Source organism: Streptomyces huasconensis, from assembly GCF_021028635.1.
GTDB classification, from domain to species: Bacteria; Actinomycetota; Actinomycetes; order Streptomycetales; family Streptomycetaceae; genus Streptomyces; species Streptomyces huasconensis.
On sequence record NZ_CP086119.1, the window covers coordinates 1,146,430 to 1,159,068 of the forward strand.

Annotated in this window: 13 protein-coding genes; 7 read left to right on the plus strand and 6 right to left on the minus strand. The window is 73.4% G+C overall.

The features are described 5' to 3' along the window. Positions 1-6 precede the first annotated feature (6 nt). Genes J2N69_RS05060 through J2N69_RS05075 form a run of 4 tightly spaced genes read right to left on the minus strand, consistent with a single transcriptional unit; the run spans position 7 to position 3,581 of the window. Entirely contained in the window at positions 7-900 is an 894-nt protein-coding gene (locus J2N69_RS05060) for a hypothetical protein (protein ID WP_230899666.1), read from the minus strand. Then, positions 897-1,295 carry a hypothetical protein gene (locus J2N69_RS05065; RefSeq protein ID WP_230899667.1) on the minus strand — a complete coding sequence of 133 codons (399 nt, stop codon included), beginning with the start codon at positions 1,293-1,295 and terminating at the stop codon, positions 897-899. Before J2N69_RS05065 ends, J2N69_RS05060 begins: the two co-directional genes overlap by 4 nt. Then, complete coding sequence (locus J2N69_RS05070; protein ID WP_230899668.1) at positions 1,292-2,818, minus strand: hypothetical protein; 1,527 nt, start codon at positions 2,816-2,818, stop codon at positions 1,292-1,294. Before J2N69_RS05070 ends, J2N69_RS05065 begins: the two co-directional genes overlap by 4 nt. A 58-nt stretch (positions 2,819-2,876) precedes the next feature. Continuing rightward, the gene (locus J2N69_RS05075) at positions 2,877-3,581 is read right to left on the minus strand and encodes a GntR family transcriptional regulator (protein ID WP_230899669.1); all 705 of its coding nucleotides are present in this window, start codon (positions 3,579-3,581) and stop codon (positions 2,877-2,879) included. A 195-nt stretch (positions 3,582-3,776) separates the two neighbouring features. Between J2N69_RS05075 and J2N69_RS05080 the strand changes: the two genes are divergently transcribed. The 5 genes from J2N69_RS05080 (at position 3,777) to J2N69_RS05100 (ending at position 8,363) form a co-directional block, all read left to right on the plus strand. Next, positions 3,777-5,105 carry an MFS transporter gene (locus tag J2N69_RS05080; RefSeq protein ID WP_230899670.1) on the plus strand — a complete coding sequence of 443 codons (1,329 nt, stop codon included), beginning with the start codon at positions 3,777-3,779 and terminating at the stop codon, positions 5,103-5,105. Positions 5,106-5,197: 92 nt separating this feature from the next. Further along, on the plus strand, positions 5,198-6,001 hold the full coding sequence (locus J2N69_RS05085) for a putative hydro-lyase (RefSeq protein ID WP_230904586.1): 804 nt from the start codon (positions 5,198-5,200) through the stop codon (positions 5,999-6,001). Between the two features lie 102 nt (positions 6,002-6,103). Next, a complete protein-coding gene (locus J2N69_RS05090) occupies positions 6,104-6,868 on the plus strand; it encodes a LamB/YcsF family protein (RefSeq protein ID WP_230899671.1) in 765 nt (254 codons plus the stop codon). Further along, positions 6,865-7,494: a 5-oxoprolinase subunit B family protein gene (locus J2N69_RS05095; RefSeq protein ID WP_230899672.1), complete on the plus strand. Its 630-nt coding sequence runs from the start codon at positions 6,865-6,867 to the stop codon at positions 7,492-7,494. Before J2N69_RS05090 ends, J2N69_RS05095 begins: the two co-directional genes overlap by 4 nt. After that, positions 7,494-8,363, plus strand: a complete 870-nt coding sequence (locus tag J2N69_RS05100; RefSeq protein WP_230899673.1) for a 5-oxoprolinase subunit C family protein — start codon at positions 7,494-7,496, stop codon at positions 8,361-8,363. The genes J2N69_RS05095 and J2N69_RS05100 overlap by 1 nt, the downstream gene beginning before the upstream one ends. A gap of 31 nt (positions 8,364-8,394) precedes the next feature. On the opposite strand, the gene J2N69_RS05105 is transcribed toward J2N69_RS05100, so the two are convergent. Then, positions 8,395-9,825, minus strand: a complete 1,431-nt coding sequence (locus tag J2N69_RS05105) for a HEAT repeat domain-containing protein (RefSeq protein WP_230899674.1) — start codon at positions 9,823-9,825, stop codon at positions 8,395-8,397. A gap of 300 nt (positions 9,826-10,125) precedes the next feature. After that, positions 10,126-10,518, minus strand: coding sequence for an ankyrin repeat domain-containing protein (locus tag J2N69_RS05110; RefSeq protein WP_230899675.1), 393 nt, complete (start codon positions 10,516-10,518; stop codon positions 10,126-10,128). 272 nt (positions 10,519-10,790) lie between these two features. On the opposite strand from J2N69_RS05110, the gene J2N69_RS05115 reads away from it, so the two are divergent. After that, positions 10,791-10,985, plus strand: coding sequence for a hypothetical protein (locus J2N69_RS05115; RefSeq protein WP_018534760.1), 195 nt, complete (start codon positions 10,791-10,793; stop codon positions 10,983-10,985). 49 nt (positions 10,986-11,034) lie between these two features. Then, entirely contained in the window at positions 11,035-12,633 is a 1,599-nt protein-coding gene (locus J2N69_RS05120) for a hypothetical protein (RefSeq protein WP_230899676.1), read from the plus strand. Positions 12,634-12,639 lie beyond the last annotated feature (6 nt).

Here is a 12,639-nt window from a genome sequence, read left to right on the forward strand (position 1 = left end):
GCGGTGTCAGGAGTGGAAGGGCAGCCCCGCGTCGGCGGCCAACTCCAGGTCGTCGGTGTCTTCGGGGGGCAGCAGCGTCGCCGAGCCGTCCGTGACGGGGACGACGCCGAGGTCGAGGAGTTCGGCCATGGCCGCGCTGCCCGCCATGTCGCGGACCTGCAGCTGGTAGCGGGCCGTGGTGCGGTACGTCCCTCCGGAGTCGTCGCCGGTGCGCTGGAGGAACCCGGAGTCGGTGAGGAAGGCCACGGCCTTGCCGACGATGCCGGTGGTGGAGCCGGCGAGGCGGCGGGCATCCTTGGTGGCGCCGGTCGAGCTGCGCCGCGCCCAGATCCGCCAGGCGGCCTCCAGGCCCGGGGCGTCGGTGGCGGGGTCGGTGTTCTCGCCCTGCTCCTCGGCGCGCTCCTCCAGGCGGTGGCAGGCCTGGCGCACGAAGGCGTCGACGCCGTTGACCGTGACGCGGCCGATGTAGCCGTCGTCGGCGAGGTCCTCGGGGCGGGGGAAGGCCATGGCGGCGACGGCGAGGTGCGCGAGGCCGTGCAGGAAGCGGTCGGTCGCGTCGGTCGCGGCTCGGCGGGCGTAGTCGCCCATGCGGACGGCGAAGACGGAGTCCTCGGCGGCGGTCACGGCCATCCCCGCGCGCGGGGAGACCTCCAGGACGACGAGGCCGAGTCCGGTCGCGACGGCGTCGGCGAGCCGCGCGAAGGGCGGGTCCTCGCGGTAGCGGCGCAGCAGTTCGGCGTACTCCTGGTCGCGGGAGGGCTGGAGCTTCGGCTGAAGCCCGAAGGAGACGAGCCGCGCGGCGTCGGCGGCGTCGGCCGGGGTGACGGGCGCGGGGGCGGCGGGCACCGCGGTGGACTCCGGCTCGCCCCACGCGGCGTGCTCTGCGGGGTGGTCGGTCACGGCGTGTGCTCCTTGTTGCTGGGGTGGTGCGGGGTGGGCGGGCTGTACGGGGTGGTGGCAGCCAGGGTCGGGGCGGCCGGGGTCGGAGTGTGGGGGCAGGCGCAGGCGTTGGCGTAGTCGTGCGGGGTGGCGATGGTCGCGGCCTGGTCGCGCCGGATGGCCCCACTGGCGATCCCGCCGAAGCGCGGAGCGCCGCTCGCGATCGCGCCGTGCCGCATGGCTTCGGCCGCGATCCCGCCCAATCGAAGGGCACCGCTCGCGATCCCGCCGTACCGAAGAGCCCCGCCCACGGCCCCCTCGACCCGCACGGCTTCGCCCACGGTCCGGATACGCCGCCGCACGACCGCCCTGGCGGCCCGGCCACCCCGCATGGCATCGGTCACGGTCACCGTCACGCCGCCTCCTTGCGGTCGGCCGCCATGCCGGCGGCGTCGAGGAGGGCCGTGCCGACGATGAGGTCGGCGCCGCCGAACTCCTCGTCCTGGAGTTCCGTGCCGTCGTCCACGGCGAAGAGCAGCTTCTCCTCGCCCTGGCGGTAGGCGGTGCCGACCGGCGGGCTGGCCGCGTGGACGGCCAACAGGGCGACGAGGTAGGGCAGTTCGCGGTCGCGGTCCCGGGCTTCGGCGAGCAGGCCGGAGAGGCGGCGCGGCGCGTCGGCGGGCAGGTCGAGCAGCTCCATGGCGCTCGCGAGCTGCTCCTCGCTGAAGCGGCTGTCGTCGGGGGTGGCGATCAGGTCCGGCTCGGGCATCTCCGCGCCGAGGTGCTCCCGCTCGACCGGCGGCGTCAGCAGTATGTCGACCAGGTCGCCGACCCGGACCGAGACCGGCGTACGCAGGCCGGTCCCGCGCGCGAAGAAGGCGTCCGTCACGCGCGTGGCCTGCTCCGCGGGGAGCGGCAGGAGCGGCGCGAGGAGCTGGCCGTACAGATCGAGGCCCGCGCGGGCGGTGGGCGTCGCGAACGCCTGCCGGTCCTGCTCGGCACGGAACAGCGGGCCCGCTTCCAGAAGGCGGGACTGGAGCTGGGTGTGGCGGCGGATGCAGTCCTTGACGATGTCGACCAGCTCGGCGGCGCGGCGCTTGTGCTCGGGGTCCTCGGACTCGTCACGGGCCTTGCGGATGTTGGTCAGGATCGCGTTCTCGTGGCGGTACCGGTCGGCGACGTGGTCGAGCGCCTCCGCGATCATGTCGGGGACGGCCTGGAGCCAGTCCACCGCGCGGACGTTGCGCCGGGTGGCGTCGAGGGCCTTGCGGAGGGTTTCCGAGTACTGCACGGTGCGGTAGCGGGCCTGTTCGGCGGCGAGCTGCGCGTCGGCGAGCCTGCCGCGGCGGATCAGGACCTCCAGCTTGACCTCGGCGGCGATCTGGGCACTGGTGACGTCGGTGTCGAGGGCGCCCACCAGGACGTTGACCGCTTCGTCGGTCGTGCGCAGGTAGACACCGCCGCCGTACCCGGGGACCTCTTCGAGGAGCTTGAAGTCGTAGTCCCTGCGGACGTACGTCCCGTCGGGCGCGAAGGTGCCGTAGACGGCGCGGAAGCCGCGGTCGACGCTGCCGACGTTGATCAGGTTCTCCAGGACCCAGCGGGCCACGCGCTCGTGCTCGGCGGCCGGGCGCTGCGGGGCCTGCGCGGCGACGCGCGGCAGCAGTCGGGCGACGATCTGCTCGTGGTCGGCGCCGGTGTCGAAGTCCATGTTGAGCGTGACGAGGTCGATGGCGGACAGGGCCACCTCGGCCATCGCGTACACCGAATACTCGCCCGCGAGGTTGGCCTTGCGCACGTCGAGGTCGTGCAGCGGGGCCGTGCAGGCCAGGGCGCGCAGGCGGCGCGCCAGGCCCTCGTCGGCGGCCGGGCCCGGCGCGGGCCTCGGCCCCGCGCTGAGCTGGGGCGGAGCAGTGTCCGTAACGGCAGGCGAAGTCACGGTGCACAGACTAGGTCCTCGGTCTGACAACGGTCGAAACGGCGCAGACCTGACAGGCTCAGCCGCTGTCCCGCTCGTCCTTCGCGCCGCTGCGCCGGTAGGCGTCGACGACGCGTCGGCGCGAGTCGTCGAGGTACTCGGCGAGGAGCCTCTCGGCCTCGTCGCGCTGGCCTTCCTGGAGTGCCGTCAGGATCTGCCGGTTGCGTGCCAGGTAGGGCTCGTGGAGCCGCCGGGGTTCGTCCACCACGTGGAAGGCGAGGCGCAGTTCGGCGAAGACGCTGCGCATCAGTTCGTCGGTGCGGGCGCTCCCGGCGAGGGCGACGAGTTCCCGGTGGAAGTGGATGTTGGCGGTGGACACGCCTTTCCAGTCACCTGCGCGGGCGGCCCGTCGCCCGTCCGAGACGGCGGCGGCGAGCCCGTCCACGGCGTAGGGCGGCTCGCCGAGCCCGCGGACGACGGCGCATTCGACGAGGGACCGGGTGCGGTAGATGTCCTCCACGTCGGCGTCGGTCAGCATGCGGACGAAGACGCCGCGGTTGAGCTGGTGCTCCAGCAGCCGCTCGTGCGTGAGCAGCCGGAACGCCTCCCGGAGCGTGTTGCGCGAGACGCCGAGCGCGCCGCCGATGCTCTCCTCGGAGAGCCGGGTCCCGGGCGGGAAGAATCCTTCGGCGATGCGGCTCCTGAGGATGTCCGAGACCCGCTCCGCCGTGCTGGTGCGCCCGAGGAGCGCGCGGTCGTCGGCCAGTCCGTGCACGTCAGCCATCCCCTCCGCCATGCCCGGATTCAATCGCACATACAAGAACAAGACAACAGGGGTATTGAAGGATCGTTCAACGATCCTCTACGTTGTCGGGCACGGCTCCACCGCGCACCGCTTCACCGCTTGCCGCTCCACCGCTCGCCACGCAGCCCCCACTCCCGCTCCCGCACCCTCCCGTCCCTCTCCTGTGAGGTGCCCATGAGCACGACCCCACCTTCGAGCCCGCCGCCCCAGGCGGCCCCCGCGGCCGACCCGCACGCCGGCATACGCCCCGACAAGGGCGAACTCCTCGACGACAGCGGCGCGTTCGGCTGGCTGCGGGCGCTCGGCCCGCGCGGCCGCCGCGCCTTCGCCGGGGCCTTCGGGGGGTACGCCCTCGACTCCTACGACTACTTCACGCTGCCGCTGAGCATGGTGGCGCTCGCCGCATACTTCGGCCTCGACAGCGGCCAGACCGGGCTGTTCACCACCGTCACCCTCGTCGTCTCCGCCATCGGCGGCGCCGTCGCGGGCGTGGTCGCCGACCGCATCGGCCGCGTGAAGGCGCTGATGATCACGGTGGTCACGTACGCGGTCTTCACCGTGGCCTGCGGCTTCGCGCCCAACTACGAGACGCTCTTGGTCTTCCGGGCCCTCCAGGGCCTCGGTTTCGGCGGGGAGTGGGCGGTCGGCGCGATCCTCGTCGCCGAGTACGCCACCGCCAAGAACCGCGGCCGTACGCTCGGCGCGATCCAGAGTTCCTGGGCCGTGGGCTGGGGCCTCGCCGCGATCGTCTACACCGTGGTGTTCCAGTTCCTGGACGACGACCTCGCCTGGCGCGTGATGTTCTGGACCGGCGCGCTGCCCGCCCTCCTGGTGGTCTATGTGCGCCGCAACGTGCACGACGCCCCCGAGGCGGCGGCCGAGCGCCAGAAGAGCGCGCACAAGGGGTCGTTCACGGCCATCTTCAAGCCGGGGCTGCTGCGCGTCACGTGCTTCGCGGTGCTCCTGTCCACCGGAGTGCAGGGTGGCTACTACACGCTGGCCACCTGGGTGCCCACGTACCTGAAGACCGAGCGCGGCCTGACCGTCGTCGGCACCGGCGGCTATCTCACCTTCCTTATCTCCGGTGCCTTCATCGGCTATCTGACGGGCGGCTATCTCACCGACAAGCTCGGCCGCAAGCGGAACATCACGCTCTTCGCGTTCCTCTCCGCGGCCAGCATCCTCGCCTACACGAACATCCCCGACGGGGCCAACGGCCTGCTCCTTGTGCTCGGTTTCCCGCTCGGCTTCTGTATGTCGGCCATTTTCAGCGGCTTCGGTTCCTTCCTGAGCGAGCTGTATCCGGCCGCCGTGCGCGGCACGGGACAAGGCTTCACGTACAACACGGGACGGGCGGTGGGCGCCGTGTTCCCCACCATGGTCGGCTTCCTCGCCGACAGCTGGGGCGTCGGCGGTGCGCTGATCTTCGGAGCACTGGGGTACGGCCTCGCCGTCATCGCGCTGCTCGGCCTCCCCGAGACGCGAGGGAGGGAACTCCTGTGACGCGCGGAAAGAGCGCTCCTGTGACGCACGGAAAGGGCACCGCTGTGACACCGGGAAAGGACACTGCTGTGACGCCCGGAAAGGACACCGCTGTGATCGGGCACGCGCGCGTGGGCGACGCCGGGACCCACTCCGCCGAGCAGGCCCGCGCGGCCTTCCGTTCGGGCGAGACGAGTCCGACCGCCGGCTGGGCGGCGGGCTTCACTCAGGCCAACCTCATCTCCGTCCCCGCCGACTGGGCGTACGAGATGCTGCTGTTCTGCCAGCGCAATCCGAAGCCCTGCCCGGTGCTCGACGTCACGGACGCCGGTTCCTGGGAAACGCCGCTCGCCCCGGGCGCCGATCTCCGCACGGATCTGCCGCGCTACCGCGTGTGGGAGCACGGCGAGCTGATCGACGAGCCCACGGATGTCGTCGACCGGTGGCGCGATGACCTGGTGTCGTTCCTGATCGGGTGCAGCTTCACCTTCGAGTGGGCGCTCGCCGACGCCGGGGTCCCGCTGCGCCACATCGAACAGGGCCGCAACGTTCCGATGTACGTGACCACGCGCCCCTGCCGCCCCGCGGGGCGGCTGCACGGCCCCATGGTCGTGTCGATGCGGCCCGTCCCACCCGACCGTCTCGCCGACGCCATCAGTGAGAGCGCCCTGATGCCGGCGGTGCACGGCAGTCCCGTGCACTGCGGCGAACCGGGCGGGCTCGGCATCGCGGACCTGGACCGGCCCGACTTCGGGGACCCGGTGGCCGCCGAGCCGGACGACATCCCGGTGTTCTGGGCCTGCGGGGTGACACCGCAGGCGGCCGTGATGGCGTCGCGGCCGCCCTTCGCGATCACGCACGCCCCGGGCCGGATGTTCGTCACCGACGCCCGGGACGAGCAGTACCGCGTGGCCTGACCGCGCGGAACCGTCCGGCCGAGGGGGTACAACCTGACCGTCACGAACCACCTGGCCGTCGAGAACCACCTGGCCGTCGCGAACCACAGGAGACCTCCGCACATGAGCACCACCTCCATCGATCTGAACGCCGACCTCGGCGAGGGCTTCGGCCGCTGGCGCCTGACCGACGACGAGGCGTTGTTGTCCGTCGTCACCAGTGCCAACGTGGCCTGCGGCTTCCACGCCGGGGACCCGGTCACCATGCGGAGGGTGTGCGACCTGGCCGCCGAGCGCGGGGTGCGGATCGGCGCGCAGGTCTCCTACCGTGACCTGGCGGGCTTCGGGCGGCGCGCGATGGACGTGCCGTCCGACGAGCTGGCCGCCGAAGTGGCGTACCAGATCGGCGCCTTGGAGGTCTTCGCCCGCGCGGCGGGCACGCGCGTGTCGTACGTCAAGCCGCACGGCGCGCTCTACAACCGCGTCGTCCACGACGAGAGCCAGGCCCAGGCCGTCGTCGAGGGAGTGCTGCTCGCCGGTGCCTCGCTGCCCGTCCTAGGACTGCCCGGCTCCCGCTTCCTGGAGCGCGCGGCGAAGGCCGGACTCACACCCGTCACGGAGGCGTTCGCGGACCGCGCCTACACCGACGAGGGCACGCTGGTGCCGAGGGGCGGCGAGGGCGCCGTCATCACCGAGCCGGACGCCGTCGTCGAACGGTCCCTGGGGATGGCGCGGACCGGGACGGTCACCTCCCGCACCGGCCGTGAGATCCCCGTCCGCGCCCGGTCACTGTGCCTGCACGGCGACACTCCGGGGGCGGTGGAGCTGGCCCGCCGGGTCCGGGCTCGCCTGGAGGCGGCGGGCGTGCGCGTGGCGGCGTTCGCGTGAGGGTGCTGCCGGTGGGCGAGAAGGCCCTGCTCGTAGAAGTGGCCGACGGTACCGAGGCGCAGGCCCTCCACGCCGAGCTGCTGCGCCGCCGCGCGTCGGGGGCGCTGCGGGTCCGGGAGATCATCCCCGCGGCCCGCACGGTGCTCCTGGACGGCCTCGACGAGCCCGCCCGCGTCGGCGCCGAACTGCCCGGCTGGCGGGTTCCCCCCCTGCCCACGCGCGCGGACGAGGTCCTTGAGATCCCGGTGCGGTACGACGGTCCGGACCTCGCGGACGTCGCCGCGCACTGGGGTGTGGCCGTGCCCGAGGTGGCGCGGATTCACTCGGCGGCGCGGTTCCGCGTCGCGTTCTGCGGCTTCGCGCCCGGCTTCGGGTACCTGACGGGGCTGCCCGAGCGCTACGCGGTCCCCCGCCGGGACACGCCCCGCACCGCCGTCCCCGCGGGCAGCGTCGCCCTGGCCGGTCCGTACACCGGCGTGTATCCGCGTGCCTCGCCGGGCGGCTGGCAGCTGATCGGCTCGACGGACGTCGTGCTGTGGGACCACGCGCGCGTGCCCGCCGCGCTGCTCTCCCCCGGCGTCCGTGTCCGCTTCGTGGTGGCGGACCCCGCGCCGGAGGAGGCGTGATGACCGACCGTGCCGTCGCCGTCGTACGGGCCGGCGCGCTGACCACCGTCCAGGACCTCGGGCGCCCCGGTCACGCCCATCTCGGCGTACCGCGCTCGGGAGCCCTGGACCCGGCCACGGCCCGCCTGGTCAACCGCCTGGTGGGCAATCCGCCGGGCGCCGCCGTGCTGGAGACCACCCTCACCGGTTGTGCCGTACGCCCCCGCCGCCCCGTCACGGTGGCGGTCGGCGGCGCGCCCTGCCCCGTCACCGTGGACGGCCGGCCGGCCGCCTGGGGAGCGCCGGTACGGGTGCCCGCGGGGGCGCTCCTGGACATCGGGGCGGCCCTCTCCGGAGTGCGTACGTACGTCGCGTTCGACGGCGGGGTGGCGGTGGAGGCGGTGCTCGGCAGCCGTTCCGCGGATCTGCTCTCCGGGCTCGGTCCGCCCCCGCTCGCGGACGGGGCGGTGCTGCCGCTGGGCCGCGCGAGCGGCCCGCACGCACGCGTGGACACCGTCCCGCAGCCGGCGCCGCCCCGGGAGCTGGTGCTGCGGGTGACGTTCGGGCCGCGCGCCGACTGGTTCACCCCGGCGGCTCTGGACACGCTCGTCACGCGCGCGTACCGCGTGTCCTCGGCGAGCAACCGCATCGGCCTGCGCACCGAGGGCCCCGCCCTGGAGCGTGCGCTTCAGGGGGAGCTGCCGAGCGAGGGCATGGTGGTGGGGGCGGTGCAGGTGCCGCCGGACGGCAGGCCGGTCGTCTTCCTCGCCGACCATCCGACGACGGGCGGTTATCCGGTGGTCGCGGTCGTGCGGGAGGCCGATCTCGCCGCGGCGGCCCAGGCGCGGCCGGGCACGCCGGTACGGTTCGTGGGCGTCGGCCGCCGCTGACCGGGCCCACGCCACCGCGCGAGCGCCGGCGTCAGGCCTCCACCGCGGGGGCGTCCGCGTCGGGCCCGATCCTGCTCCGTACCGCCGTCTGTACCTCGTCCTCCTCGGCGGGGTCCGCGGCGAGCCTGCGCAAGCGGTTGACCACGCGGGCGTCACCGGTCTCGGCGTGCCGGGCGGCGACTCCCCGGGTGGATTCCTCGCAGTCCCAGAGGCATTCGACGGCGAAGCCCGCGGCGAAGGTGGGGTCGGTGGCGGCGAGCGCCCGGGCGGCGCGGCCGCGCAGGTGGGATGAGGCGGTCTCGCGGTAGACGTGGCGCAGCACGGGGGCGGCGCAGGCGATGCCGAGGCGTCCGGCGCCGTCGACGAGGGTCCACAGCGTCGGCGCGTCGGGGCCCTCGCCGCGGACCGCCTCGCGCAGCGCGGAGAGGACCAGCTTGCTGTCCTGCGCGTCGCCCCGGGAGGCGAGCACGCGTCCGGCGGCGGCGCCCAGGGCGTCGGGGCGGTAGGCCCAGCGCCGGGCGCGCTCGACGGGGGCGGGGCCGCCCATCCGTTCGAAGGCCTCGGTCGCGGCGTCGGCGACGACACGGGAGTGCCCCTCCACGGCGTACTCGATGAGGTCGAGGACGGCGGGGTCACGGGCATCCGCCAGATAGCGCAGGGCGGTGCCGCGGGCCCCGTCGGAGCCGTTCCGGGCGGCTTCGACGATCTCGGCCCGGTCCTCGGGCCCGGCGACGGCGCTCAGGCAGCGGGCGGCGGGCACGTGCAGCACGGCGCCGCGCTCAAGGCCCTCCTGGGCCCAGTCGAAGACGGCCTGGACGCTCCAGCCGGGGCGGGGCCCGGCGGGCCGCATCTGGCGCTGCCAGCGGTCGAAGGAGCCCTGTTCCCGCGCGGCTCGCACGCGGGCGCCGATATGGGCGCGGTGGTCCTCCTCCCACAGCCGCCAGGGCCGTGGTTCGTAGGCGTCGCGGACGACGGCGGCCAGTTCGGCCTCGCCCTCGGCGTCGGCGGGGAAGCGGGCGAGCACGGCCGCCGCGAGGGCGCGCAGGCCCGCGTCGTCGTCGCGCAGCGCCAGCTCGTCCAGGGCCCACGCCCAGTTCGTGCCGGAGGCCGCGTACCGCCGCAGGAGTTCCAGGGCGTCGTGCCTGCCGTACGAGGCGAGGTGTCCGAGGACGGCGAGGGCGAGTCCGGTGCGCGAGTCGTCCGTGTTCAGGACGTCCTCGGCATCGAAGAGGTGCCGCTCGATCGCGCCCAGCCCCCCGTGCAGGTCGAGGTAGAGGCGGGCGTAGTAGAGCGAGCGGTTCTCCACCTGCCAGTCGTGGCGTGGATCGTTGAGCACGCAGTGGTCGAGGGCGGCGAGCGCCTCGGACCGGGGTGCCGTGAGCGCGTGCAGAGTGCCGTCGCCGCGGCCCCGCTGGAGCAGGCCGAGCAGCGTACCGCTGGGCGCTATGACCGGATCGAACATGGGAAACAGCCTCACATCAAGCGTCGACGCAACCGGGAATCACGCATTACCTGGCCGTGCGCCAACACGTCGGGCCGCCCGCCGTCTTTTGCTTGTCGAAGACCATTTTCCTCTGCCTCTCATCCGTGGCCCTTGGGGGTCCCGGACCAAGGTCCGGGGGCGGGCCGCTCACGGTCCACGTGGTGCGGCAAGATCTGCCCCGCCGTCGCGTCCGTAAATCACGTCGTCATGATGACCCGCGGGTCATGCCCGCCGCGACCACATTTCCATCGCCCCCGTAGCCACTGGTCCGCTACCCGCTCAGGCGGCCCCGAACAGTTTCAGCAGCTCCGCCTTCTGGAACATGCGTGCGGTGTCCACCGCCGACGGCATCCCGGCGGCCGGATCGGCCCCGCCGTCCAGGAGGGCCCGGACGACCGCGTCCTCGCCCTTGAAGACGGCACCGGCGAGCGGCGTCTGCCCCCGGTCGTTGGCGCGGTTGGCGTCCGCGCCCCGCTCCAGGAGGGCACGGACGGCCTCGGCGTGCCCGTGGTAGGCCGCGAGCATCACGAGCGAGTCGCCGCTGTCGTTGGTGAGGTCGGCGGGGACGCCCGCGTCGACGTACGCCGCCAGAGCGGCGGTGTCACCCTGCCGGGCCAGATCGAAGATCTTGGTCGCCAGCTCCACGACCTCGGGGTCGGGGGCTTCGCTCATGGGGGCGTCCGCCTTTCTGGGATGCGCTGCCGGTGCAGCCGTACGAGTGAATCGACAGGGTACTGCCCTCGCGGGCACATGACGCGGCCCGGCCGAGGCAAAGATCACGGCGGGCTCGGGAGCACCCTGACCCACTGTCGACGCCCAGGGCAGCTCTGCCATTCGAGGGAAATTCAGCTTATTTCACTCATTTGCACCTTTTGTCGTATGGATACATCCTGTGAGCCTGGAAGAACTCATGGTGACTGTCCCCACCAACCAGGAGAATCCTCATGATCCTGTCCATCTCGGGCGTCGTGCTGCTCGGCATCATCGTCTTCCTCTTCTTCCGCAAGGACGGACTCAAGGCCTCCCACGCGCTGGTCTGCGCGCTCTTCGGCTTCTACCTCGCGGGCACCGCCATCGCCCCGAGCATCAAGGCCGGCGGCGCGAGCCTGGCGAGCCTGCTGGGCGGGATCAAGTTCTGACGCCGCTGCCCCTCCCAGGCACTTCCGTACGCACCTCCAGGAGACCGACGTGGCCAGGCGCCCCCTCCCCCGCATCCTGAGCAACGGCACCGCGGCCATCGCGCGGGGCCGCGAGCTGACGCGGTCGGCCGTCGACAGCGCCACCGACGTTCTCCACCCGCTGATCACGATCGCTCGTGGACTGCGCCGGCTGGCTGCCGCCGGGCGGCGCAAGTGGGTCGACACACCCAAGGACAAGCGCGGACCGCTGCTCTTCTTCGTGGCCTCCGTGCTGCTGGTCGTGGCCCTCGTCCCTTACGGCCCGGGGTTCGCCCTCATCGCCCTGATGGGGGCCGCCGCATGGACGGGCCACGAGCGCACCGCACGCGCGCGGACCGGCCCCGACGAACCACAGGCACAGCGACTCCAGTGCCTCTACGAAGCGCTCGTCCCGTACTTCTCCGTCCCCGACGACCCCGCCCCGCTCTTCACCCACGGCGGCGAATGGGACCAGGCGTTCCCCTCCTACGAGTTCGACGACACCGGACGGATCTCCCGGCTCGTGGTGCGCTACCCGGCGTACTTCACGGACGGCGAGGCCGAGGCCCGCGCGCGGATCGAGCAACTGCTGCACGCGAAGTCGGGCCGCGGACGCGAATACCACTTCGCGTGGGACGAGGAGGACAACGAACTCACCGTCGCCGTGCTGCCCCCGCTCCCCACCGACATCGCCGCCCAGCGCTTCGTCACCGCCCCCGGGGAGACCGTCCTCGGCTTCACCGACGAGACCGGCGTCCAGCGCACCCTGCCGGTGGCCGACGGCGAGGGACACCGCGACGTACCCCCCGTCGTGTGGCGCACCGGCATCCGCTCCACGGAACCCCACCTGCTGGTGGCGGGCCAGCCGGGCAGCGGCACCACGACACTGCTGCGCTCCGTCGCCCTCCAGGCGCTGCGGCACGGCGACGTCCTCATCGTCGAGGGCAGCGGCACCGGGGACTACGCCTGCCTGACGGGCCGCGAAGGGGTCCTGGCCATCGAGTGCGGGCTCGCCGGGGCGCTCGCGAGCCTCGAATGGGCGGCGCACGAGACCGAGCGCAGGCTCATCGCGGCCAACCGCGCCCGGCAGGCGGGCCACCCGCCTCCGGAGGACACCAGACGCCCTCTGTGGATTCTGTTCGACCGGCCGAGCGTGCTCGGTCACCTCGCCGCGGCCGACGGGCGCGACGACCCCCAGGCGCTGCTCCATGTCCCGCTGCGGCACGGCAGGGCGGCGAACGTGACGGTGGTCGTCGCGGACCAGCTTGACTGCCTGGAGGCCCTGAGCGACTCCGTGCGCCACCACACGCGCGCGCGGGTGGTGCTCGGTCCCGCGCTGTCCGACCAACTGGAAGAGGTCCTCGGGACGCGCCCCGCCACGACACCCACCGCCGAGGTCCCGCCCGGCCGGGGTTACGCGCGGCTCGGCCCAGGCCCGGTGCTCCGCCTCCAGGTCCCCGCGACGCCCGACCCGTACGACGACGCGACCAGCGAGGCGCACCGCCTCGCGGTCATGGACCTGCTGCCGGACTACAGCACACCGGCGGACGCCGTGGCCGCCGACGAGGAGGTGCCGGAGGAGCTTCCCGAGACGATCGCCGGGGCGGAGCCGGTCCCGGCGGAGAGCTAGCCCGGG